The organism is Streptomyces sp. GQFP (assembly GCF_021545335.1).
Taxonomy (GTDB): domain Bacteria; phylum Actinomycetota; class Actinomycetes; order Streptomycetales; family Streptomycetaceae; genus Streptomyces.
Genome location: NZ_CP089312.1, coordinates 594,745 through 617,929, shown reverse-complemented (window position 1 = coordinate 617,929; position 23,185 = coordinate 594,745). Strand labels below are relative to the sequence as shown.

21 protein-coding genes are annotated in these 23,185 nt (G+C 69.9%); 14 read left to right on the top strand and 7 right to left on the bottom strand.

Annotated features, from left to right (window positions below; genetic code table 11):
- Window positions 1-4 precede the first annotated feature (4 nt).
- From LUX31_RS02890 to LUX31_RS02870, 5 genes are all read right to left on the bottom strand, one after another.
- Window positions 5-226 carry a hypothetical protein gene (locus LUX31_RS02890; RefSeq protein WP_235472939.1) on the bottom strand — a complete coding sequence of 74 codons (222 nt, stop codon included), beginning with the start codon at window positions 224-226 and terminating at the stop codon, window positions 5-7.
- 271 nt (window positions 227-497) lie between these two features.
- Window positions 498-1,145: a hypothetical protein gene (locus LUX31_RS02885; RefSeq protein ID WP_235472938.1), complete on the bottom strand. Its 648-nt coding sequence runs from the start codon at window positions 1,143-1,145 to the stop codon at window positions 498-500.
- A 101-nt stretch (window positions 1,146-1,246) separates the two neighbouring features.
- Complete coding sequence (locus LUX31_RS02880; RefSeq protein ID WP_235472937.1) at window positions 1,247-1,528, bottom strand: trypsin-like peptidase domain-containing protein; 282 nt, start codon at window positions 1,526-1,528, stop codon at window positions 1,247-1,249.
- Window positions 1,529-1,530: 2 nt separating this feature from the next.
- Window positions 1,531-1,866, bottom strand: a complete 336-nt coding sequence (locus LUX31_RS02875) for a CU044_2847 family protein (RefSeq protein ID WP_235472936.1) — start codon at window positions 1,864-1,866, stop codon at window positions 1,531-1,533.
- 66 nt (window positions 1,867-1,932) lie between these two features.
- On the bottom strand, window positions 1,933-2,976 hold the full coding sequence (locus LUX31_RS02870) for a LacI family DNA-binding transcriptional regulator (RefSeq protein ID WP_235472935.1): 1,044 nt from the start codon (window positions 2,974-2,976) through the stop codon (window positions 1,933-1,935).
- A gap of 225 nt (window positions 2,977-3,201) precedes the next feature.
- On the opposite strand from LUX31_RS02870, the gene LUX31_RS02865 reads away from it, so the two are divergent.
- The 6 genes from LUX31_RS02865 to LUX31_RS02840 all read left to right on the top strand — a co-directional run bounded on the left by LUX31_RS02865 (window position 3,202) and on the right by LUX31_RS02840 (window position 12,763).
- Window positions 3,202-4,494, top strand: a complete 1,293-nt coding sequence (locus tag LUX31_RS02865) for an ABC transporter substrate-binding protein (RefSeq protein WP_235472934.1) — start codon at window positions 3,202-3,204, stop codon at window positions 4,492-4,494.
- A 6-nt stretch (window positions 4,495-4,500) separates the two neighbouring features.
- Window positions 4,501-5,406, top strand: a complete 906-nt coding sequence (locus LUX31_RS02860) for a carbohydrate ABC transporter permease (protein ID WP_235472933.1) — start codon at window positions 4,501-4,503, stop codon at window positions 5,404-5,406.
- Complete coding sequence (locus LUX31_RS02855) at window positions 5,403-6,320, top strand: carbohydrate ABC transporter permease (RefSeq protein ID WP_443045922.1); 918 nt, start codon at window positions 5,403-5,405, stop codon at window positions 6,318-6,320. Before LUX31_RS02860 ends, LUX31_RS02855 begins: the two co-directional genes overlap by 4 nt.
- 95 nt (window positions 6,321-6,415) lie before the next feature.
- Complete coding sequence (locus LUX31_RS02850) at window positions 6,416-7,672, top strand: glycoside hydrolase 5 family protein (RefSeq protein WP_235472932.1); 1,257 nt, start codon at window positions 6,416-6,418, stop codon at window positions 7,670-7,672.
- On the top strand, window positions 7,669-9,708 hold the full coding sequence (locus LUX31_RS02845) for an endo-beta-N-acetylglucosaminidase (protein WP_235472931.1): 2,040 nt from the start codon (window positions 7,669-7,671) through the stop codon (window positions 9,706-9,708). Before LUX31_RS02850 ends, LUX31_RS02845 begins: the two co-directional genes overlap by 4 nt.
- A gap of 34 nt (window positions 9,709-9,742) precedes the next feature.
- Window positions 9,743-12,763, top strand: coding sequence for an alpha-mannosidase (locus tag LUX31_RS02840; RefSeq protein WP_235472930.1), 3,021 nt, complete (start codon window positions 9,743-9,745; stop codon window positions 12,761-12,763).
- An 86-nt stretch (window positions 12,764-12,849) separates the two neighbouring features.
- Here the strand turns inward: LUX31_RS02840 and LUX31_RS02835 are convergent, their stop codons facing one another.
- Window positions 12,850-13,578 (bottom strand): FadR/GntR family transcriptional regulator, encoded by a 729-nt coding sequence (locus tag LUX31_RS02835; protein ID WP_235472929.1) that lies wholly within the window; start codon window positions 13,576-13,578, stop codon window positions 12,850-12,852.
- Between the two features lie 165 nt (window positions 13,579-13,743).
- Here LUX31_RS02835 and LUX31_RS02830 point away from each other — a divergent pair, with 165 nt between their 5' ends.
- The 8 genes from LUX31_RS02830 to LUX31_RS02795 all read left to right on the top strand — a co-directional run bounded on the left by LUX31_RS02830 (window position 13,744) and on the right by LUX31_RS02795 (window position 21,737).
- Window positions 13,744-14,838 (top strand): sugar ABC transporter substrate-binding protein, encoded by a 1,095-nt coding sequence (locus LUX31_RS02830; RefSeq protein ID WP_235472928.1) that lies wholly within the window; start codon window positions 13,744-13,746, stop codon window positions 14,836-14,838.
- On the top strand, window positions 14,835-16,361 hold the full coding sequence (locus tag LUX31_RS02825; RefSeq protein WP_235472927.1) for a sugar ABC transporter ATP-binding protein: 1,527 nt from the start codon (window positions 14,835-14,837) through the stop codon (window positions 16,359-16,361). The genes LUX31_RS02830 and LUX31_RS02825 overlap by 4 nt, the downstream gene beginning before the upstream one ends.
- Window positions 16,354-17,379: an ABC transporter permease gene (locus LUX31_RS02820; RefSeq protein WP_235472926.1), complete on the top strand. Its 1,026-nt coding sequence runs from the start codon at window positions 16,354-16,356 to the stop codon at window positions 17,377-17,379. Before LUX31_RS02825 ends, LUX31_RS02820 begins: the two co-directional genes overlap by 8 nt.
- Window positions 17,380-17,523: 144 nt before the next feature.
- Window positions 17,524-18,864 (top strand): L-fuconate dehydratase, encoded by a 1,341-nt coding sequence (locus LUX31_RS02815; RefSeq protein ID WP_235472925.1) that lies wholly within the window; start codon window positions 17,524-17,526, stop codon window positions 18,862-18,864.
- Window positions 18,861-19,616: an SDR family NAD(P)-dependent oxidoreductase gene (locus LUX31_RS02810; protein WP_235472924.1), complete on the top strand. Its 756-nt coding sequence runs from the start codon at window positions 18,861-18,863 to the stop codon at window positions 19,614-19,616. The genes LUX31_RS02815 and LUX31_RS02810 overlap by 4 nt, the downstream gene beginning before the upstream one ends.
- Window positions 19,613-20,593, top strand: coding sequence for an aldo/keto reductase (locus LUX31_RS02805; protein ID WP_235472923.1), 981 nt, complete (start codon window positions 19,613-19,615; stop codon window positions 20,591-20,593). Before LUX31_RS02810 ends, LUX31_RS02805 begins: the two co-directional genes overlap by 4 nt.
- On the top strand, window positions 20,590-20,904 hold the full coding sequence (locus LUX31_RS02800) for an L-rhamnose mutarotase (RefSeq protein ID WP_235472922.1): 315 nt from the start codon (window positions 20,590-20,592) through the stop codon (window positions 20,902-20,904). The genes LUX31_RS02805 and LUX31_RS02800 overlap by 4 nt, the downstream gene beginning before the upstream one ends.
- A complete protein-coding gene (locus LUX31_RS02795; RefSeq protein ID WP_235472921.1) occupies window positions 20,889-21,737 on the top strand; it encodes an amidohydrolase family protein in 849 nt (282 codons plus the stop codon). The genes LUX31_RS02800 and LUX31_RS02795 overlap by 16 nt, the downstream gene beginning before the upstream one ends.
- On the opposite strand, the gene LUX31_RS02790 is transcribed toward LUX31_RS02795, so the two are convergent.
- Window positions 21,725-23,152: a lipase maturation factor family protein gene (locus tag LUX31_RS02790; protein ID WP_235472920.1), complete on the bottom strand. Its 1,428-nt coding sequence runs from the start codon at window positions 23,150-23,152 to the stop codon at window positions 21,725-21,727. The genes LUX31_RS02795 and LUX31_RS02790 overlap by 13 nt on opposite strands.
- Window positions 23,153-23,185: the final 33 nt, after the last annotated feature.

Below are 23,185 nucleotides of genomic sequence, written 5' to 3'. Positions count from 1 at the left end.
CGGGTCAGACCGCCCGCGCCGCCGGGTCCGGGGGGACGCGGACGGCGCACGCCCGCAGGTCGGAAGGCAGGAGGTCGAGGATGTGGGCCCGGTCCTCGGGGCTCGGCTCGCGTCCGAGGGCCAGACGGAGCAGGCCCAGATGGGCCTCGGCCGGTTCGCGGACCGCGATCAGCTTCTCGGCCGCCTCGATCCGAACGGCGACGGGCACGTCGCGGTCGGCGAGCACCGATCGGAGGACTCCCTTCGCCCGACGCGTCGCAGCAATCCGGACGCGGTGTCGCGCTCGCCGAGGTTGAGCAGCTGCGTCGCCGTGTCCCGGCAAACGTCTCCGGGCAGGGCGTCGTCCGCCGCGATCTTGGTCAGCAGATCGACTCCGGCCGTCGGATCCACCTCGTCCAGGGCTTGCACTGCTTCGAGCCGGTCCGCTGCCCCGATGTCCGCATCTGTCGCCATGCGCGACAAGGGGGTGTGCAGTACGTCCGTGGCGCCCAGACCGATCAGTGAGGCCAGGTGGTCGAGCCGGTCGACGACGGCGAGCGCCGGATCGTTGAAGGCATCGACAGAATCTGCCGACACCTCGTCGACTCCCCGAGTAGGCGAAGGAGGTGGGCCAGGAGGCTACGGAGCCACTGGTCTTCGGGATCAGCCAGGAGAAGGTCCGCGCAGTCCACCGCGACGGACGGTCGACCGAGTTGGGCGAGTCGTTCAACGGCCTGCATTCGGGTGTAGCCGCTCAGCCGTTCGTCCCGTGCCAGGCGCTCGGCCAGCCCGACATCGCCGATCCCGCTGACTGCCGAGGCCACGGCGTCCTCGGGCGACGAGGCACTCTCGACGACCTGCGTGCAGACGAGGCGTACGGCCTCCGCGCCCCGGCTGCCGGATTCGGAGAGCCCCCATGTCGCCCTGTGCCGCAGGGGCAGCGGCACGGAGGGGTCCTCGCACAGTTCCTCGAGAACTCCCGGGCGTACGGGGGCCAGCAGCATCCCCTGCAGGTAGTGGGCCATGTGCGGATCCCCGGCCAGAACGGGGTTGTCGTGCAGGGCGTCAGCCAGGGTGGTGCGTGCTTCCTCGGACAGGTCGTCGGGGAGGATGCCCAGCGCGTTCTCGACGTCCGGCACCGTGAACTCCGCAGTCCGCAGGAGCATGCCGAGCACATCCGTTCCGGCGGGAGCGTCCAGCGCGAGGAGCGCGACGGCCGACGCCTGGCGGGTCTCGGGGACCTGGCCGGGATCCTCGGCCAGGTCGATCAGGCGGCGGCACGCGGCCGTGGCATCGCCGGAGCGTCGAAGCGCAGGAACGCGATGTCCAGGCCGTTCGACGTTCGGTGGAGCGACTCGCCGGACACGGGCAGCGTGAGTTCGGCCCCGGTCGCCACCATCCGGCCCCGCACCGTGTCCGCCCCGGCGACGACATGCGCGCAGGTGACCACGGTTCCGGGGGCGAGGACGAATCCCGTTCCGCCGCCGCTGTCTCCCGGGAGGTCCAGGGCTACGGTGGAGGCCTCCAGCAGTGCTCTCCAGCGGTCCATGGCTACGCCTCCGGGGGTTCCCTCGGCTCCGGCGCGGTCCACTCCAGCGTCACCTTCCACGCGGACTTCGAGGATGCCTTGCCCACCACGGCCAGCAACTGGCCGGTGTCCAGGGAGACATCGCAACCGAACTCGACAGTCGCCTTCGACGCGCCGGTCTGCTGAAGTCGCGTGCCCATGGCCCGCGCAACGGCGGTCAGGCTGTCGAGGACCGTCTCCAGGCGTGGGGTCCGCCAGCTGATCTCCTGCTCCTCGGCCGGCCCGCCGAGCGCGCGCTGTCCCGCCGGGCCGACCGAAACGAGGATCTTCTGTCCATCCACCTCGACCGGGACCGTCACGTCCGCTTCCTCGCCCAAGTGCCTTGCCTTTCCCCTGATCGGACGGACTGTCCATCGTGGCGGCCGTCACCGCCGCGCCGCCCCTGTACTGCCCCGCTCGATCAGCCGGGGCACCGGCACCCGTACCGTGCGGGCCGGGCCGCCGTCCAGCAGGGCCGTGAGTTCCGTCGCCGCCGTGCGCCCGAACTCCGCGCTGTCCCGGGACAGCGCGGACAGCCACGGTTTGACCATGCGGCACAGTGCGGAGTCTTCCCAGGCCACCACTGACACGTCGGCCGGCACCGAGAAGCCGAGTTCGCTCGCCGTGCCGACCCCGGCGACGGCCATCACGTCGTTGTCGTAGATCAGGGCCGTCGGGGGAGTGGGACCCGCCAGGACCCGGCGGGTGACGGCCGCGCCCTCCGCGTCCGAGTAGTCGGTGGTCACCGACTGCACCTCCGTCAGTCCGCGCCGCCGCGCCTCGGCGCGCAGGGTCCGGATCCGGCGCTCGGTGTGGGCGAGGCCCGGCAGCCCGGCGATGTGCACGATCCGCCGGTGGCCGAGCGCGTACAGGCCGTCCACGACCGAGGCCATCGCGCCCGCGTCGTCCGCCCACACCGTCGACCAGCCGGGGTGCCGCTCGTCCGGGGCGCCGCCGATCACCACGGCGGGCAGGCCCAGTTCGTCGAGGAGGCCGGGGCGGGGGTCGTCCGTGCGCGGGTCGACGACCAGCACACCGTCGACCCGGTGCTCGGCCCACCAGCGGCGGTACACCGCGCACTCGTCGTCGACGCCTTCCAACACCTGGAAGAGCAGGCCGAGATGACGCTCCGCCAGCACTTCCTGGATGCCCGAGATGAGCTGGAGGAAGAAGGAGTCGACGCCCAGGGTGTCGGCCGGGCGCGCCACCATCAGCCCCACCGTGGCCGAGCCTTCACCGGACAGTGCGCGCGCCGCGGTGCTGGGCCGCCAGCCCAACTGCTCGGCGACCCGCCGCACTCGATCCCGGGTGACCTCGGAGACTCCCGGACGGCCGTTGAGCGCGAACGAGACCGCGCTCTCGGAGACCCCGGCGCGCTGCGCGATGTCCTTCATCGTCGGCCTGCGCGCGGGCGACCGCTTGGCCGGCATCCTTGCTCCCCAATTCCCGGTGGCCACGCACTAATGCGCTTGAGCCCGGCAAGCCTAAAGCGCATTAGTGATCGGCCGCAATACCGCCAACTCAACTGTCTGACCTGGCATGTTGACCAACTAATGAATTTAGCTGAGCGGAATCCATTGACTTGCCCGGCGCGGGGCGTGCAGGGTCTGCCCCGGCACCATTGGCCACCGCCGCCGCAAAGGAGCCCGTCCGCCGTGCGCATCCCCCGCAGAGTTCTCGCCACCGCTGCCGCCATCGCCGTCGTCCTGCCGCTGAGCGCCTGCGGCTCCGGGAGCGGCGACAGCGGTTCCACCGACGCCTCCGGCAAGATCGAGGGCGACATCACCTTCCAGACCTGGAACCTCCGCGCCAACTTCAAGTCGTACTTCGAGGGGCTCGTCGCCGACTTCGAGAAGAAGTACCCGGGCACCGACGTGAAGTGGATCGACCAGCCCGCCGAGGGCTACGCCGACAAGATCAGCGCGGACGCGGCGGGCGGCACCCTGCCCGACGTCGTCAACGTCTCGCCGGACCTCGTCGCTCCGCTCGCCAAGGCCGGCCTCGCGCTCGACCTCGACAAGGCCGCCGCCCAGTACAAGAGCGAGTATCTGCCGGGGGCCTGGGCGAGCCACGAGATCCCGGGCATGACCGGGACGTACGCCTTCCCCTGGTATCTGAACACCGGCCCGCTCTTCTACAACAAGTCCCTGTTCACGGAGGCGGGCCTCGACCCCGAGCAACCGCCCAAGACGTACGACGAACTCTTCGCCGACGCGCTGGAGTTGGCCGACAAGAGCGAGGGCAAGGTCGCCACGCTCGCCAACGTGCCCACCATCGAGGACTTCGGCCGCTACGGCGTCCCCCTCATGAACGACGCCGGTACCGCCTTCGCCTTCAACGACGCCAAGGGAGTCGAACTCCTCGCCAAGTACAAGGAGTTGTACGACGCCAAGGCGCTCGACCCGCAGGCACTGACCGCGACCCCCGAGTCCTCCGGCAAGAAGTTCCTGACCGGAGCCGTCGCCATGAACCCGGGCAGCGCCCTGGACCTCGGCAACTTCAAGAAACAGGCCCCGAACCTGTACAAGAACATCGGCATCACCGACCAGATCACCAGCACCGGCAAGGTCAACATGTACGTCATGGGCGTGATGGTGAACGCGCAGAGCAAGCGCAAGCCCGCCGCCGTCGCCTTCGCGCACTACGTCACCGACGCCGAGCACCAGATGTCGTTCGCCAAGAAGGTCGCCATCTTCCCCAGTACCGCCGGCTCGCTCGACGACCCGTACTTCACCACCGAGGACGGTACCGACGAGACCCGGGTGCGGATCGCCGCCGCCAAGTCCCTGAAGAACGCGGTCAATTACACGCCCGTGCTGTTCAGCGAGCAGATGAAGACCGAACTGCGCAACTCCGTGGCGCGGGCGCTCCAGGGGAAGCAGAGTCCCAAGGAAGCACTCGACAACGCTGTCAAGGCCTGTAACACCCTTCTCCAGCAGCAGGGATAGCGCGCGATGGCCCTGTCCACCGTCTCCCGGGTACGGCGTGTCCGGCGCCAACTGCCCACCAGCCCCTGGCTGTTCGCCGCCCCCGGGCTGCTGATCACCGGCGCCTTCATCCTCTACCCGTTCGTCTCCACCCTGATCAACTCCTTCACCGACCGCCGGACCCTGATCCCCGGCGAGTTCGTGGGCCTCGCCAACTTCCGCGAACTGCTGCACGACGACATGTTCTGGATCGGCCTGCGCAACAGCACGCTGTACGTTGTCGGGGTCGTCCCCGCACTCGTCCTGCTGCCCCTGCTGCTCGCGCTGCTGGTCCAGAAGAACATCCCCGGCATCACCTTCTTCCGGTCGGCCTTCTACACCCCGGTCGTCGCCTCGATCGTCGTCGTCGGGCTCATCTGGGTGTGGCTGCTCGACGAACGCGGCCTGGTCAACTCGCTGTTGGAGGCGATCGGCGTCGGCCGGGTCGGCTTCCTCAGCGACCAGTGGCTGCTTCTGCTGAGCGCGATGGCCGTCACGGTCTGGAAGGGCCTCGGCTACTACATGATCATTTACCTGGCGGCGCTCGCCAACGTCCCGCGCGAACTGCACGAGGCCGCGGCCGTGGACGGCGCGGGCGCGGTACGCCGCTTCCTCACGGTCACTGTGCCCGCCGTCCGCTCCACCATGGTCCTGGTCGGCGCGCTGTCCTCGGTCGCCGCGTTCAAGGTGTTCTCCGAGGTGTACCTGATGGCCGGCCCGGACGGCGGCCCGGCGGGCGAGGACACGACCCTCGTCATGCTGGTCCAGCGCACCGGCACCGGCCTCACCGGCCGCGTCGGCTACGCCTCCGCCCTGTCCGTCGTCGTCTTCGCCGTCACCGTCGCGCTGATGCTGCTCGTCCTGCGCGCCGACCGCAGGGAGGACACCCCGTGAGCGTGCTGGAGAAACGGCCATCGGCGGTACGTCCGACCGAGCGCCCGGCGCCCGCCCGGAAGCGACGGGTCGTGGACGAGCACGGCCGACGCGTCCGCGCCTGGGAACTCGCCCTGCGCTACGCCCTGTTGCTCGGCGTCCTCGCCCTGACCGTCGGCCCGTTCCTGTGGCAGCTGTCGACCTCCCTCAAGGGCCCGACCGAGGACATCTTCAGCTCCCCGCCGAAGTTCCTGCCGGGCGACCCGACCCTCCACAACTACGAACGCGTCGCCGACACCATCCCCGTCTGGGACTACGCCCTCAACTCCCTGAAGGTCGCCGGCGCCAACGTCGTGACCAACTGCGTCGGTTCGGCACTCGCGGGCTACGCCCTGGCCCGCCTGCGCTACCGGGGCCGCCGCGTGGCCACGCTTGCCTTCATCCTCGCGATGCTCGTGCCCGTGGAGGGCATCATCATCGCCCAGTTCACAACCATGCGGGAACTCGGCCTGAACAACACCCTCATCGGGGTCGTCCTGCCCGGCTGCATCGGCGCCATGAACGTCCTGCTGATGCGCAACGCCTTCCTCAACCTCCCCTACGAGATCGAGGAGGCGGCCTTCGTCGACGGCGCCAACTCCTGGCAGCGATTCCTGCGAATCGCGCTGCCGTCGGTGAAAGGCACCCTCGCCGTCGTCGCGATCTTCGCCTTCATGGGCGCCTGGGACGACTTCCTGTGGCCGCTCATCGTGCTCAGCGACCCGTCCAAGTTCACCCTGACCATCGGCCTCAACTATCTGCACGGCACCTTCGCCAACGACGAACGGCTCGTCGCCGCCGGCACGGTCATCGCCGTGGCACCGCTGATCGCCCTCTTCGCCTGTCTCCAGCGGTACTTCTTCCGCGGGGTCGGCGAGGGCGCCGTCAAGGGCTGACACCCCCAACGAGCCGACACCCCCAACGAGCCGACACCCCCAACGAGTTGACACCCCCATCGAGTTGACACCCCCATCGAGTGCAAGGACACCGCATGCCCCCTGCCGTGCGCTTCGGCGTCAACTACACCCCGAGCGAAGGGTGGTTCCACCACTGGCTCGACTTCGACCTCGACTCCGTACGCGCCGACCTCGACTCCATCGCGGAACTCGGACTCGACCACATCCGGGTCTTCCCGCTCTGGCCCTACTTCCAGCCCAACCGCACGCTGATCCGCCCCCGGGCCGTCGAGCAGCTCGTGCAACTCGCGGACGCCGCCGCCGAGTTCGATCTCGACGTCAATGTGGACGGACTTCAGGGACACCTGAGTAGCTTCGACTTCCTGCCGGCCTGGACCCGGACCTGGCACCGGCGGAACCTCTTCACCGACCCGGAGGTCGTCGAGGGGCAGGCGGTCTACCTGCGCACACTCGCCGCCGCCCTCGCCGACCGGTCCAACTTCATCGGCATGACCCTCGGCAACGAGGTCAACCAGTTCTCGGCGGGCCCTCATCCGGACCCGGACCGGGCGACCGCCGACCAGATCGACGCCTGGCTGGAGCGGATGCTCGCCGCCTGCGAGGAGGGCGCCCCGGGCAGGCTGCATCTGCACGCCGAGTACGACGCGACCTGGTACCAGGACGACCAGCCGTTCACCCCGGCGCAGGCCGCCCGGCGTGGCGCGGTCACCGCCGTGCACTCCTGGGTGTTCAACGGCACCGCCCAGCGGCACGGCCGTACCTCCGTGCCGACGGAGCAACACGCCGCGTATCTCGTCGAGTTGAGCAAGGCGTGGGCCGACGATCCGGGCCGTCCGGTCTGGCTCCAGGAGGTCGGGGCGCCCGCGCCGCTGGTCCCCGCCGAGCACGCCGCCGCCTTCACCGCCGCGACCGTCGCGAACGCCCTCGACTGCCCCGACCTGTGGGGCATCACCTGGTGGTGCTCCCACGACGTCTCCCGCGACCTCGCCGACTTCCCCGAACTCGAGTACGGTCTCGGCCTGTTGACCAACGACCGGCAACCCAAGGACTCCGCACGGGTGTTGGAGCGCGCGGCCCGCGAGCACGCGTACACCCCGAAGCCCCGGACCACCGCGCTCGTCGTACCGGCGGACCCCGCGGCCCGCTCGGCCTGCGCACCCGGCGGGCCGGTTTTCGACGCGTTCTTCCGGCTCACCACCGACGGGGCCCGCCCGGCCACCGTCCTCGACACGCGCGCGGACGACCCGGCCCACCTCGCCGCGCGTGGCATCACCGAAGTCGTCACTCCCGACCAGGTACTCCCCACCCCACAAGGAGACACCCGCTCGTGAACCCCACCAGACGCACCGTCCTGCTCGCCGCCACAACAGCCGCCCTGCTCCCGGCACTTCCGGCTGCGGCGGCCTCCGCGGCCGCCGCTGCGGCACCGCCGTACGCCTCCTACTGGTACCCCGACTCCCTGCCCTCGGGCACCCCGGGCGCGGGCATCACCTGGCGCAGTCTGAAGACCTGGAGCGCGGCCGGTGACGCCGACCTCGCGTTCAACACGGCGTCCGTGCCGCTCGCCGCCCGCTTCACCCCGACCCCGGCCAACGCGACCGCCCGGTCCGGCCAGGCCCGCGTCCAGTCGCTCGTCTCCTTCGGCCCGACAGCCTCCAACCCCTCCCAGGGCTCGGCCACCGCCGACTACTACGCGCTCACCCACTGGTCGTACATCGACGAACTCGTCTTCTGGGGCGGCTCGTCCGGCGAGGGCCTGATCCTCGCGCCGAACGCGCCGATCGTGGACGCCGCCCACCGGCACGGCGTACCCGTCCTCGGCAACATCTTCCTGCCGCCCGTCGCCTACGGCGGACAGTTGCAGTGGACGCGCGACCTGGTGCAGAAGGACGCAGCGGGCCGCTATCCGCTTGCCGCCCAACTCGTCGCCGTCGCCGCGGCATACGGCTTCGACGGCTGGTTCGTCAACGCCGAGACCAGCGGCGGCAACACCGCACTCGGCACCGAGATGCTCGGTTTCGTACGGGAGTTGAAGGCGCTGTCCGTGGCGGCGGGGCAGCGGGTGACCTGGTACGACTCGATGACAGTGAACGGCACGGTCAGCTGGCAGGGCGCGCTCAACAGCCAGAACCAGGCCTTCTTCCAGGCCGCCGACTCCATGTTCGTCGACTTCCGCTGGACGGCGGCGAAGCTGACGTCATCCGGTCAGACGGCCGATCAACTCGGGCGCAGCCGATACGAGTTGTGGGCGGGCGTGGACGTGGAGGCGAACGGCTGGAACTCCTCCGTGAACTGGGACGCCATCGTGCCGACCAACAAGGCACACGTCGCCTCGGTGGGGTTCTACCGGCCCGAGTGGACCCGCAACCACCTGCCCGCCGGCCGCACACCCGGCGACTTCCACGCGGCCGACGACCGGTTCTGGACCGGACGGTCGCTGGACCCGGCCGCGCCCGACGGAACGGACAGTTGGCGGGCGCCTGCGGTGTCGGTCGCGGACCGGTCGACGGTGACGTCGGTTCCGTTCGCCAGTGTGTTCAACACCGGGCACGGGGTGAAGTGGTACGAGGAGGGGGCGGTCACCTCGGACGCGGCCTGGAACCACCTCGGGCTCCAGGACCGGCTGCCGTCGCGGCGGTGGGTGGTGCGGACGGAGGGCGTGCGGCCCGCGGTCTCGTTCGACTTCGCCGATGCCTGGCGTGGTGGCAGCAGCGTCCTGGTCAGTGGCTCATTGGATGAGCCAGTCGCCGTCGATGTGTACGCGACTCGGCTGCCGATCGGTGTGAACACGGTTGTCGAGCTGACGCATCGCACGGACGCTGGGAGTGTGAACGTCGAGCTGGCCGTCGCCACCGCCGAGCCGAGCGCGCCCGGTGCGACACCGCCGTACACGTATATCCCTGTGAACTCGGTCAACAGCGGCATGCCTGTGAATTCGGTCAACGGCTGGCAGACCGTGACCGTGCCGCTCACGAACCTGATCACCAACGGGACCGTTCACGCGCTCGGCGTCCGGCTTACCCCGACCGGTGTTGACCCGGTGCAGTGGCGGCTCGGCGGTATCGCCGTTCACAACGGTGTCGAGACGCCCGCCGCCCCGGCCGACGCACAGGTCACCGGCGCCACCGGAGGCGACCTGCGTTTCGCCTGGAGTCCCGGCCCCGGCCCGGTGCCCGTACGCCACCACACCCTCCACCGCGTCCTCCCCGACGGAACCCGGCGCTTCCTCGGCGCCACCGGCCAGCGGGCGTTCTTCGTCGCCGGCCTGGCACCCGAACAGGGCGAGCAGAGCGCACGGTTCGAGGTGCGCGCCGTGGGGGAGCTGTACACCGCGTCGGCCCCCGTGACCGTCACGCACACCTGGTAACCGGTAACCGCCGAGTCGATTCGGAGCACCTCACATGCATGACGACCGCAACCTGGTCGAAGGCCGTCTGAAGCGTGTCCTCGACGAACGCATCCGACCCGCCGTGTACCCCGAGTCCGTACCGCTGGACGTGGCCGTGTGGCACGCCCCCGGAGAGCCGGTGCCCGTCGCCGAGGGGCTGGCCGGCGCGCCCGAGCCGATCGAGGTGGGCGCCCGGTGGGGCGCGCCGTGGGGCACCAGTTGGTTCCGTGTCACCGGAACCGTCCCGCAGGCATGGGCCGGGCGGACCGTCGAGGCGCTGCTCGACCTCGGGTTCGACGAGAACATGCCCGGCTTCCAGTGCGAAGGCCTGGTGTACCGGCCCGACGGGACCCCCGTGAAGGGGCTCAACCCGCGCAACCAGTGGGTGCGGATCGGGGAGCCCGTCGAGGGCGGCGAGGAGGTGCGGCTGCACGTCGAGGCCGCGTCCAACCCCGTCATCCTCGACTACCACCCGTTCCTGCCCACCCAGTTGGGTGACAAGGAGACAGCCGGCAGCGAACCGCAGTACACCCTTACCCGCATGGACCTGGCCGTCTTCGACGAGACGGTCTGGCAGCTGGTGCTCGACCTGGAGGTGCTCGGCGAGCTGATGGCCGAGCTGCCCGTGGAGTCGGCGCGCCGCTGGGAGATCCTGCGGGCGGTGGAGAAGGCGCTGGACGCCGTCGACCTCCAGGACGTGGGCGGTACGGCGGCCCAGGCGCGGGCCCGCCTGGAGACCGTGCTGTCCGAGCCCGCCGTACCCTCCGCCCACCGCATCAGCGCCGTCGGCCACGCCCACATCGACTCGGCCTGGCTGTGGCCGCTGCGTGAGACGGTGCGCAAAGTGGCCCGCACGACCGCCAACATGACCGCGCTGATCGAGGACGAGCCCGAGTTCGTCTTCGCCATGTCGCAGGCCCAGCAGTGGGCGTGGGTGAAGGAGTACCGGCCTGAGGTGTGGGCCCGGGTGAAGAAGGCGGTGGCCGACGGGCGGTTCGTGCCGGCCGGGGGCATGTGGGTGGAGTCGGACACCAACATGCCGGGCTCGGAGGCGATGGCCCGTCAGTTCGTGTACGGGAAGCGGTTCTTCCTCGACGAGTTCGGCATCGAGAACGACGAGGCGTGGCTGCCCGACACCTTCGGCTTCGCCGCCGGACTCCCGCAGATCATCAAGGCGGCCGGCTCCAAGTGGCTGCTGACACAGAAGATCTCGTGGTCGCAGACCAACAAGTTCCCGCACCACACCTTCCAGTGGGAGGGCATCGACGGCACCCGGATCTTCACGCACTTCCCGCCCGTCGACACCTACAACTGCTCGATGAAGGGCAGCGAACTCGCCCACGCGGCCAGCAACTTCAAGGACAAGGGCGTCGCCCGGCACTCCCTCGCCCCGACCGGCTGGGGCGACGGAGGCGGCGGCACCACCCGCGAGATGGTTGCCAAGGCGGCCCGGCTGGGCAACCTCGAAGGCTCGGCCACCGTGGAGTGGGAGACCCCCGGCGAGTTCTTCGCGAAGGCCGAGGCCGAATACCCCAACGCCCCTGTCTGGATGGGCGAGTTGTACCTCGAACTGCACCGAGCCACCCTCACCAGCCAGGCGAAGACCAAGCAGGGCAACCGCCGCAGCGAGCACCTGCTCCGCGAGGCCGAACTGTGGGCGGCGACCGCGGCCGTCCGCACCGGATTCCCTTACCCGTACGAGGAGTTGGACCGCATCTGGAAGACGGTCCTGCTCCACCAGTTCCACGACATCCTGCCCGGATCGTCGATCGCCTGGGTCCACCGCGAGGCACGCGCCACGTACGACCGCCTCGCCGCCGAGCTGAACGCCATCATCGACGCCGCCCAACACGCCCTGGCGGGAGAGGGTATGACGGAGTTCGTCTTCAACTCCGCGCCCCACAGCCGCGATGGGGTCCCGGCGGGCGGTGCCCGCACCCCGGAACCCACCGGCGAAACGGCCCTCGCACCCCGCCTCGCAGGCGGCTACACCCTCGACAACGGGCTCCTCCGGGTCGAGATCGACGCGACGGGGCTCGTGGTGTCGGCGTACGACATCGAGGCCGACCGCGAGACCGTCGCCTCCGGTCACGCCGCCAACCTCCTCCAACTGCACCCCGACTTCCCGAACATGTGGGACGCCTGGGACGTCGACGAGTTCTACCGCAACACGGTCACCGACCTGACCGACGTCGACGAGATCACCGCAGGTGAGGACGGCGAGTCGCTGCGGATCGTACGGTCCTTCGGCGGGTCGCGCGTCACCCAGGTGCTGTCGCTGCCGCCGGGTGAGCGGAAGCTGGTGATCGACACGGAGGTGGACTGGCACGAGACCGAGAAGTTCCTCAAGCTTGCCTTCCCGCTCGACGTGCACGCCGAACGGTACGCGTCCGAGACCCAGTTCGGGCACTTCCACCGTCCCACGCACACCAACACCTCATGGGAGGCGGCCAAGTTCGAGGCGTGCAACCACCGCTTCGTCCACGTGGCGGAGCCGGACTGGGGCGTCGCCATCGTCAACGACTCCACGTACGGCCACGACGTGACCCGCACGGTACGCACCGACGGCGACCGGGGTACGACCACCACGGTCCGCGTCTCCCTCCTCCGTGCCCCGCGCTTCCCCGACCCCGAGACCGACCAGGGCGTCCACCGCTTCCGGCACGCGCTGGTACCGGGCGCGGGGATCGGCGACGCGGTGCGCGAGGGCTGGCGGATCAACCTGCCCGAGCGGCGGGTGACCGGCGCCCGGGACGTGGCCCCGCTGGTGAGTGTCGACCGGGACGCGGTCGTCGTGAGCGCCGTGAAGCTCGCCGACGACGGCAGCGGGGATGTCGTGGTCCGCTTCCACGAGGCCCACGGCGGACGCGCCCGCGCCACACTCACCGCCGGCTTCGCGTTCACGTCCGTCACGGTCACCGACCTGCTGGAACGCCCGCTCGCGGAGGCGCTGGCACCTCAGCTCGACGGCGCCCGGATCGCCGTACGTCTGCGTCCGTTCGAGCTGGTGACGCTGAGGTTCGTACGGGCCTAGGAGCAGGTACTGCGGACCCCGCGCCCCGACAGGGGCGCGGGGAACTGCGCGACCAGCCCCCACCAACCCGCAGCCAACTCACGACCTCACATCGGCGCATCCAACTGGGCTCGCAGCCATTCCTCCACCTCGCCCACATGGGCGGCGGCTGCCGCCCGCGCCGCCTCCGGATCATGGGCGACCAGCGCACGGTGGATCGCCGCGTGCTCGCGGCGCGTACGCGCGAACGCGCCCTCCTCCTGGTAGCCGCGCCAGACACGCGCACGGAACGTGCGTGAGGAGAGGCCCTCAAGAATCGCCGCCATCGTGTCGTTGCCCGCCGCCCCGGCGATCTCGCGATGGAAGGCGAGGTCGTGGGCGAGGATCTCCTCCGGATCGTCGGTGGCGTTCATCGCTGTGAGGTGCTTCTCCACCTCCGCGAGCTGGTCAGGGGTGATCCGCGCGGCGGCCAGCGCGGTCGCCGTCGACTCCAGGATGCGCCGGACCTCCAGCAGCTCGACCAGCCGTGGGCCCCGCGAGAGGTCCGCGACCACACCGAAGGTCTCCAGCAGGTCGCCGGCCTCCAGCTGGGTCACGTAGATGCCCGAGCCGTGCCGGGCCTCCAGTACGCCCATCACGGTGAGCGCCCGGATCGCCTCCCGCATCGAGCTGCGCGAGATGCCCAGCCGGACGGCCAGATCACGCTCGGTGGGCAGCCGCTGGCCCGGCTCCAGCCGGCCCTCGCCGATCATCGCCTTGATCTGCTCGATGGCGCGCTGCGTCACCGTGCCCTTCTGCGGGACCGCCTCTGTGCTGCCGGCCGGGATCTCGTCCATGCCGTGTCCTCCTGTCGCCGGGTGCGCCGCAGTCTAACCAGCAGGTTGGTCGGACCACTACGGCCGAAATCGAGGAAAAATTGGCCCTGCGGGGTGTTCCAACCTCGAAGTGGTCTGATAAATATGCGGGCATCTGCTCGATCACGCTCGATGAGGAGCTGCCAGATGCTCGACAGAACAGTGGGGAAGCGGGAGACGCGGCGGGAGAAGCGGGGCAGGGTGCGGGTGCTCGGTGCGGTGGCCCTGGCCGCCTGTACCGGCCTGGTGCTCAGCGCCTGCGGCAGTACCAAGGACTCCGTCGCCTCGGGCGGCAGTGACGGCGACGGGACGGGCAAGGTCGGCGTGATCCTGCCGCTGCTGACCTCGCCGTTCTGGCAGTCGTACAACGACTACGTGCCGAAGATGGCCAAGACCGAAGGAGTCGACGCGCTGAAGACCGTCAACTCCAACAGCGACCCCTCGCAGCAGATCACCGACATCAACAACCAGCTCAACCAGGGAGTGAAGGGGCTAGTCGTCGCGCCCCTCGACAGCGCCGCCATCGAGGCCGGCCTCGACCAGGCCGAGCGCAAGGGCGTGCCTGTCGTCGCCGTCGACGTGGCGCCCGAGAAGGGCAAGGTCGCCATGGTCGTACGCGCCAACAACGTCGCGTACGGCGAGAAGGCCTGCCAGTACCTCGGTGAGCACATCACGTCCGGCAAGGTCGTGCAGATCATGGGCGATCTCGCCTCGGTTAACGGGCGGGACCGGTCGGAGGCGTTCCGGGCCTGTGTGAAGGAGAAGTTCCCGAAGCTGAAGGTGCTGGAGATACCGGCCAAGTGGGAGTCCGACACGGCCGCCTCCAAGCTCGACACACTCCTCAACGCCAACCCGGACATCAAGGGCATCTACATGCAGGCCGGCGGCGTCTACCTCGCGCCCACCCTCCAGACCCTGAAGTCCAAGGGAATGCTGAAGACGACGGGCCAGGCCGGACACATCGCGATCGTCTCGAACGACGGCATCCCGCAGGAGTTCGACGCCATCCGCAAGGGCGAGATCGACGCGACCGTCTCCCAGCCCGCCGACCTCTACGCCAAGTACGGCATGTACTACATCAAGGCGGCGATGGCGGGGAGGACCTTCGAGCCGGGCCCGACCGACCACGACTCCACGATCGTCAAGCTGCCCAGCGGCATCCTGGAGGACCAGCTGCCCGCTCCGCTGGTCACAAAGGAGAACGTCGACGACGCCGCGCTCTGGGGCAACACGGTCGGATGAGCAGCCAACCACGGGAGAACCCGGACCCCCCTCTCGTGCCGCTCGTCGAGGCGCGCGGCATCACCAAGCGGTACGGCCCCACCACCGCACTCCAGGACGGTCAACTCACCGTCCTGGCAGGTGAGTCGCACGCCCTCGTCGGCCGCAACGGCGCCGGAAAGTCCACCCTGGTCACCATCCTCACCGGCCTCCAGGCACCCGACGAGGGCACGGTCCGCTTCGACGGTCAGCCCTCGCCCCCGCTCGCCGACCGCGACGCCTGGCGCTCCAAGGTGGCCTGCGTCTACCAAAAGCCCACCGTGGTCCCCGAGTTGACGGTCGCCGAGAACCTCTTCATCAACCGCCAGCCGACGGGTCGTGGCGGAGTCATCAGCTGGCGTCGGCTGCGCACCGAGGCCGCCGAACTCCTCGACACCTGGGACGTGCACGTCGACCCGGAGGCCCGCACCGCCGACCTCAAGGTCGAGGACCGCCAAATGGTCGAGATCGCACGGGCGTTGAGCTTCGGCGCCCGCTTCATCGTCCTCGACGAACCGACCGCCCAGCTCGACAGCCGGGAGATCGACCGGCTCTTCACCCGGATGCGCGCACTCCAGGACTCCGGCGTCACCTTCCTGTTCATCTCGCACCACCTCCAGGAGGTGTACGAGGTGTGCCAGACGGTGACCGTCCTGCGGGACGCCCGCTGGATCACGACCGCCCCCGTCGCCGACCTCCCGCGCACGGCCCTGGTGGAGGCCATGGCGGGGGAGACCATCGCCGAACAGGCCTTCACCCCCAAGGGAGTTGAGCCGGGGGCACCGGTGCTGCTGGCCGCCGAGGGGCTCACCTCACCGGCGTACGAGAACATCGACCTGACCGTGCGCCGCGGTGAGGTCGTCGGACTCGCAGGATCCAGTGGCAGCGGCAAGATCGAGCTGGCCGAGTCCTTCGCTGGGCTCCACACTCCGACCGGCGGAGGCGCTCAACTCGACGGCGGATGGCTGCCGTTCGGGGATGTGCAGGCGGCGCTCACGGCGGGCGTCGCCTGCGTCCCGCGCGACCGGCACGAACAGGGGCTGGTCTCCGGCATGACCGTCGGCGACAACGCCACCATGAGCGTCCTGCGACGCCTCGGCCGGTACGGGTTCGTCGCCGGCGACCGCAAACGCGGCTTTGCCACCGCCCTCATCGAACGCCTCGACATCCACACCGAGGGCCCCGACCAGCCCGTCTCCGACCTGTCCGGCGGCAACGCGCAGAAGGTCGTCATGGCCCGCGCCCTCGCCTCCGACCCCAAACTGCTCGTCCTCATCAACCCCACCGCGGGCGTCGACGTGAAGTCCAAGGAGTCCCTCCTCGCCCGCATGGACAGCGCCCGCGAGGACGGGACCGCCGTCCTGGTCGTCTCCGACGAACTCGACGACCTGCGCCGCTGCGACCGCGTCCTCGTCCTCTTCCACGGCCGTGTCGTCGCCGAGCACCCGGCGGGCTGGCACGACCACGAGCTGATCGCCTCCATAGAAGGAGTGGACCATGGCTGATACGAAGGCCCCGCCGCTCGCCCCCCTACGGGCCCCGGACCCGCGCTCGGCCAAGACCGTACTCCTCCGCCGTGCCCGCGAACTCGCCCTCGTACCGGCCCTGTTGGTGCTCATGGTGCTCGGTACGGTGGTCAACGACTCGTTCCTCACCGAGCGCAATCTGATCTCGATCCTCGGTGCCTCCGCCGCCCTCGCGATGGTCGTGCTCGCCGAGTCGCTCGTCCTCATCACCGGCAAGTTCGACCTCTCCCTGGAGTCGGTCGTCGGCATCGCCCCGGCGGTCGGCGCGCTGCTCGTGCTGCCGGTCGCGCAGTCCGGGTGGGGGACCGAATTCCCCGCCGTACTGGCCCTGTTGGCGATCCTCGTCGCCGGAGGTGTCGTCGGAGCGTTCAACGGCATCCTCGTCGTCAAGTTCAAGCTCAACGCGTTCATCGTGACGCTCGCGATGCTGATCGTGCTGCGCGGACTGCTGGTCGGCGCGACCAAGGGCAAGACCCTGTTCGGCATGCCCGACTCCTTCTACTCCCTCGCCACCACCACGTTCCTCAGCGTCCCGATGTCGGTGTGGGTGGCCGGGGCGTGCTTCGCCGTCGCCGGGCTTGTGCTGAGGTACCACCGCGTCGGGCGCGCGTTGTACGCGATCGGCGGCAACGCGGATGCGGCGCGCGCCGCTGGTATCCGGGTCGAGCGGGTGATGCTCGGGGTGTTCGTCGTCGCCGGTGTGCTTGCCTCCGTCGGGGGGATCATGCAGACGGGGTATGTCGGGGCGATCAGTGCGAACCAGGGCAACAACATGATCTTCACCGTGTTCGCTGCGGCTGTCATCGGGGGGATCAGCCTCGATGGGGGCAAGGGGACGATGTTCGGGGCGTTGACCGGGGTGTTGTTGCTGGGGGTTGTGCAGAATCTGCTGACCTTGGCCCAGGTGCCTTCGTTCTGGATTCAGGCGATATATGGCGGAATCATTCTGGTTGCGCTGATGATCGCGCGAGTTACGACAGGGCGTGCTCAGGACTAATGACTAAGAGCTCGGCTGGATCTGTGGTTTGTCGTCTGCGGCCCGTGGGGGCTTCTCGCGCAGTTCCCCGCGCCCCTTAAAGGCGCGTCACCTCATCCGGCATCGAGCCATTCCGTATCTCTGCCCCTGACCGAAAGGCCTTCCGTGTCACCGACCCCCGCCCGCGTCATCGCGGTCGACACCTACGACATCCGGTTCCCCACCTCGCGCGAGCTCGACGGCTCCGACGCGATGAATCCCGACCCCGACTACTCGGCGGCCTATGTCGTGCTGCGTACCGACGCGGGCGACGGGCACGAGGGGCATGGGTTCACCTTCACCATCGGGCGGGGCAACGAGGTCCAGGTCGCCGCGATCGACGCGCTGCGCGGGCATGTGGTCGGCCGGGCCGTCGACGAGTTGTGCGCGGACCCGGGCACCCTGAACCGCGACCTGATCGGCGACAGCCAGCTGCGCTGGCTCGGACCCGAGAAGGGTGTGATGCACATGGCGATCGGTGCCGTCGTCAACGCCGTGTGGGATCTTGCCGCGAAACGGGCTGGTCAGCCGCTGTGGCAGTTGCTCGCTGAGGCCGAGCCCGAGTGGCTCGTCCGGCAGATCGACTTCCGGTATCTCACCGACGCGCTCACCTCCGAGGAGGCCCTCGACCTGCTGCGCCGGGGCCGGGAGGGCGCCGTCGAACGTACGGCCGACCTGATGGCGAAGGGCTTCCCCGCCTACACCACCTCCGCCGGCTGGCTCGGCTACGACGACGAGAAGCTCACCCGGCTCGCCGCCGAGGCCGTCGCCGACGGCTTCACGCAGATCAAGCTCAAGGTCGGAGCGGACCTCGACGACGATGTACGGCGCTGCCGCGTCGCCCGCAGTGTCGTCGGGCCGGACATCCGCATGGCGATCGACGCCAACCAGCGCTGGGACGTCGACGAGGCGATCCGCTGGACCAAGGCGCTCGCCGAGTTCGACCCCTACTGGATCGAGGAGCCCACCAGCCCCGACGACATCCTCGGCCACGCCGCGATCCGCCGGGCCGTGGCCCCCGTCAAGGTCGCCACCGGCGAACACGTCCAGAACCGGGTCGTCTTCAAGCAACTCCTCCAGGCCGACGCCATCGACGTCGTGCAGATCGACGCGGCCCGCGTCGGCGGCGTCAACGAGAACCTCGCCATCCTGCTGCTCGCGGCCAAGTTCGGCGTCCCCGTCTGCCCGCACGCGGGCGGCGTCGGCCTGTGCGAACTCGTCCAGCACCTGTCGATGTTCGACTACGTCGCCCTGGCCGGCACGACCGAGAACCGGGTCATCGAGTACGTCGACCATCTGCACGGCCACTTCCTCGACCCCGTGGTGATCGGGCAAGGTCATTACCGGGCACCGACCGCGCCGGGCTTCTCCGCGACCATGCGGCCGGAGTCCATCGCGGAGTTCACGTTCCCCGGCGGCACCTTCTGGGCCGCCGACCTGGCGAAGGAGAAGGGGCAGGCCGCATGACCGACTTCGAGGGTCTCAAGGCGCTGGTCACGGGCGGTGCGTCCGGTATCGGCCGGGCCGCCGCGGAGCTGCTGGCGGCGCGCGGCGCACAGGTCGCCGTCCTCGACCTGGACCCGTCGTCGGTCGAGAAGCCGCTGCTCGGCTACCGGGCCGACGTCACCGACGACACCTCCGTACGGGAAGCGGTGGCCGCCGTCGTCGCCGCGCTCGGTGGCCTCGACGTCGTGGTCAACAACGCCGGGATCGGCGCCCAGGGCACCGTCGAGGACAACGACGACGAGCAGTGGCAGCGTGTCTTCGACGTCAACGTGATCGGCATGGTCCGTGTCGCCCGCGCCGCGCTGCCGCATCTGCGGAACTCGGCGCACGCCGCCATCGTGAACACCTGCTCGATCGCGGCCACGGCCGGCCTGCCGCAGCGCGCCCTGTACAGCGCGACCAAGGGCGCCGTGTACTCGCTGACCCTCGCCATGGCCGCCGACCACCTCCGCGAGGGCGTCCGCGTGAACTGCGTCAACCCGGGCACGGCCGACACCCCGTGGGTCGGACGCCTCCTCGACGCGGCCCCCGACCCGGCCGCCGAACGCGCCGCGCTGGAGGCCCGTCAGCCCAGCGGCCGGCTGGTCTCGGCCGCCGAAGTAGCGGGCGCCATCGCCTACTTGGCGAGCCCCCTGTCCGGCGCCACCACCGGCACGTCCCTCGCCGTCGACGGCGGCATGCAGGGCCTGCGACTGCGGCCGGTGGGCCAGTGAGCACGCTCGGCGGCAGCGGCGTCCCGGTCAGCGGGCTGGGCTTCGGCGGCGCCGTCATCGGCAACCTCTTCACGGAGGTGACCGAAGAGCAGGCGCACGCGGCCGTGGCCGCCGCCTGGGATTCCGGCATCCGCTACTTCGACACCGCCCCGCACTACGGCCTCGGCCTGTCCGAACGCCGGCTGGGCCAGGCCCTGAGCGCCTACCCCCGCGCGGAGTTCACGGTCTCCACGAAGGTCGGACGCCGACTGGAGCCCTCACCGGGGGAAGGCGACGACCTCGCCAACGGCTTCGCGGTCCCCGCCACCCTGCGCCGCGTCTGGGACTTCAGCGCCGACGGCGTACGCCGTACTCTGGAGGCCAGCCTCGAACGCCTCGGCCTCGACCACGTCGACGTCGTCTACCTCCACGACCCCGACGACCACGCCGAACAGGCCTTCCACGAGGGCTATCCGGCCCTGGAGAAACTCCGCTCGGAGGGCCTGGTCGGTGCGATCGGCGCCGGGATGAACCAGACGGCGATGCTCACTCGCTTCGTCCGCGACACGGACGTCGACGTCGTGCTGTGCGCCGGCCGCTACACCCTGCTCGACCAGAGCGCCCTCACCGACCTTCTGCCCGCCGCCGTCGAACGAGGCGTCTCCGTGGTGATCGGGGGCGCCTTCAACTCCGGTCTGCTGGCGGACCCGAAGCCGGGAGCCACCTACAACTACGCCGAAGCGCCTGGGGACTTGCTGCAACGGGCCCTGCGTATGCGGGAGATCGCCGAGCGGCACGGCATCACCCTGCGGGCCGCCGCCCTCGCCTTCTGTGCGACCCACCCTGCCGTCGCGAGCGTGCTGGTGGGCGCCCGCTCGGTGGCCGAAGTCCAGGACGCCGCCGCCCAGTTCGCGACCCCGGTACCTCCCGCCTTCTGGCAGGAACTGCGTGCCACCGGGCTCCTGGCCACCGAAGAACCGCCGGAGGACCCCTCATGAGAGTCGCCCTGCACACCAAGGTCCGCGCCGACCGCGTCGCCGAGTACGACGCCGCTCACCGCGAGGTCCCCGTCGAGCTGACCGACGCGATCCGCGTCGCCGGTGCCACCTCCTGGACGATCTGGCGCAGCGGCACCGACCTCTTCCACGTCCTGGAGTGCGAGGACTACGCCCGCCTCCTCGCCGAGCTGGAGAGACTGCCGGTCAACGTGGCCTGGCAGGCCCGGATGGCCGAACTCCTCGACGTGGTGCACGACTACTCCGACGAAGGCGCGGACGCCGGCCTGCCGGTCGTATGGGAGCTGCCGTGACGGTCGTGGACGCGCACCACCACGTCTGGGACCTGTCGGTCCGGGACCAGGACTGGATCGCCGAAGACAGCCCGCTGCGGCGGGACTTCACCATGGCGGACCTCGCGCCGGAGGCCCACGCGGTCGGAGTCGACCGCACGATCCTCGTCCAGACGATCACCGTTCCCGAGGAGACCCCGGAGTTCCTGGCGCTCGCGGCGGAGCACGAATTCATCGCGGGCGTCGTCGGCTGGACCGACCTGACCCGGACCGACATCGCCGACGAGCTGGCCAGGCTGTGTGAACTCCCAGGCGGCGCCTATCTGAAGGGCATCCGCCACCAGGTCCAGGGCGAGCCGGATCCGGAGTGGCTGCTGCGCCCGGACGTACGTCGTGGCCTTGCCGCCGTCGCCGAAGCGGGCCTGGTGTACGACCTGGTCGTCCTCCCGCACCAACTGCCCGCGTGCGTGAAGGCGGCCGAGTCGCTGCCGCAACTCACCTTCGTCCTGGACCACTTGGGCAAGCCGCCGATCGCCTCCGGCGCCCTGGAACCCTGGGCCTCGGACCTGCGCTCGCTGGCCGCCCTGCCCAACACGGCCGCCAAGCTCTCCGGCCTGGTCACCGAGGCCGACCCCACGGCCTGGACCCTGGACGACCTGCGCCCGTATGCCGAGACGGCCCTGGACGCCTTCGGGCCGGACCGGCTGATGTTCGGCTCGGACTGGCCGGTGTGCACGCTCGCGGCGACGTACGGCCAAGTCATGTCCCTGGCCGAGGAGTTGACCATCTCCCTCGACGCGGGCGGACGCGAGCAGCTCTTCACGCACACCGCGAGCCGCGTCTACGGCCTCTGAGCCGGTGGGGCGACCAGCCGCGTCGGCGGCATGAACTCCCGTACGTACACCCGCTCCCAGCACGCCCCCGTCGCCCGCAACTCCCGCCAGGTCGTGTACCGGTAGCGGAAGAGGCGGGCGCGGACATAGCGCGGCGGCGCGTCCGGCGGGAACGGGGAGTGGCGCAGCAGGCGGAGTGTGTCGCGGTCGTTCTCCAGGAGGCGTTCGGTCATCGGGCCGAACCACGATCCGGCGTAGGCGGGTGACAGCGCGGCGAACCACATCATCCAGTCGAGCCGCAGATGGTAGGGCGCGAACTGGCGTGGCCAGCGCCCCGGTTGACCCGGCTTGCCCTTGAACTCGTACTCCCGCCAGTCGGATTCCTCGCGCGGTACGTCGTCGGCCGTGCCCTCGACGACCACCTCGTACCGGATGCGGCTGACGCTGCCGAACGCGCCGTAGGTGTTGACCAGGTGGAGCGGGTCGAAGGAGCGGTTCATGACCTGGCGGCGCGAGAGCATGTTGCGGACCGGGCGGTAACTGAGGCTCAGCAGTGCTGTCGCGACGGACAGGACCACGATCTCGTACCAGAGCGGGGTGTCCGGGACGGATGTCGGTGCCGTGTCCGGGAGGCGTACCGCCGACAGGGCCAGCACGATCGTGAGCCAGTTCAGCCAGGCGAAGTTGCCCGACAGAACCAGCCACAGCTGGGTGGCGATCATCAGGGACGCAGCCGCCGTCGCCACGGGTTGTGGGGTGAACAGGAGGACAGGGACGGCGAGTTGGGTGACATGGTTCGCCGCAGTCTCGATCCGGTGCACCGGTCTCGGGAGGTGGTGGAAGAACCAGCTCAGCGGACCCGGCATCGGCTGTGTCTCGTGGTGGAAGTCGAGACAGGTCAGCTTCCGCCAGCACGCGTCGCCGCGCATCTTGATCAGACCGGCGCCGAACTCCACCCGGAACAGGATCCAGCGCAGCAGGAACAGCACCACGACCGGCGGCGCGACCTCGTCGTTGCCCAGGAACACGGCGAGGAAGCCGACTTCGAGGAGCAGGGACTCCCAGCCGAAGCCGTACCAGGTCTGGCCGACGTTGACGATCGACAGATACATCGCCCACGGCAGCAGCCACATCAACATGCCCGCCCAGAGCGGCAGTTGCGCGTCCAGCCCGGCGAGCAGCGCCACCGACACCGCACACCCCGTCCAGGCCCAGACGGCGAAGAAGCGGTCGGAGTAGTGGAGTTGGAACACGCTCGGTGCCTGCCGGAACGGCACACGGGCGACCAGCCGGGGGACCGGCAGCATGCCCCGCTCGCCGATGAGCGCCCGGAACTGGAGGGCCGCGCCCAGGAACGCGACCAGATAGACGCAGGCCAGGCCCCGCTGGAAGAGCACACGGCTCAGCCAGTACTCGGATGCGGTGAACCACTCCACGCGGACCCCTCTCCTCTCTCCTCCATTGTGACG

Coding starts and splice junctions, on each gene's coding strand:
- LUX31_RS02870 (WP_235472935.1), bottom strand. CDS start 2,976: ATGCCGGCCAAGCGGTCGCCCGCGCGCAGGCCGACGATGAAGGACATC.
- LUX31_RS02880 (WP_235472937.1), bottom strand. CDS start 1,528: ATGGACCGCTGGAGAGCACTGCTGGAGGCCTCCACCGTAGCCCTGGAC.
- LUX31_RS02820 (WP_235472926.1), top strand. CDS start 16,354: ATGGCTGATACGAAGGCCCCGCCGCTCGCCCCCCTACGGGCCCCGGAC.
- LUX31_RS02860 (WP_235472933.1), top strand. CDS start 4,501: ATGGCCCTGTCCACCGTCTCCCGGGTACGGCGTGTCCGGCGCCAACTG.
- LUX31_RS02840 (WP_235472930.1), top strand. CDS start 9,743: ATGCATGACGACCGCAACCTGGTCGAAGGCCGTCTGAAGCGTGTCCTC.
- LUX31_RS02825 (WP_235472927.1), top strand. CDS start 14,835: ATGAGCAGCCAACCACGGGAGAACCCGGACCCCCCTCTCGTGCCGCTC.
- LUX31_RS02800 (WP_235472922.1), top strand. CDS start 20,590: ATGAGAGTCGCCCTGCACACCAAGGTCCGCGCCGACCGCGTCGCCGAG.
- LUX31_RS02885 (WP_235472938.1), bottom strand. CDS start 1,145: ATGCTCCTGCGGACTGCGGAGTTCACGGTGCCGGACGTCGAGAACGCG.
- LUX31_RS02850 (WP_235472932.1), top strand. CDS start 6,416: ATGCCCCCTGCCGTGCGCTTCGGCGTCAACTACACCCCGAGCGAAGGG.
- LUX31_RS02810 (WP_235472924.1), top strand. CDS start 18,861: ATGACCGACTTCGAGGGTCTCAAGGCGCTGGTCACGGGCGGTGCGTCC.
- LUX31_RS02835 (WP_235472929.1), bottom strand. CDS start 13,578: ATGGACGAGATCCCGGCCGGCAGCACAGAGGCGGTCCCGCAGAAGGGC.
- LUX31_RS02795 (WP_235472921.1), top strand. CDS start 20,889: ATGGGAGCTGCCGTGACGGTCGTGGACGCGCACCACCACGTCTGGGAC.
- LUX31_RS02830 (WP_235472928.1), top strand. CDS start 13,744: ATGCTCGACAGAACAGTGGGGAAGCGGGAGACGCGGCGGGAGAAGCGG.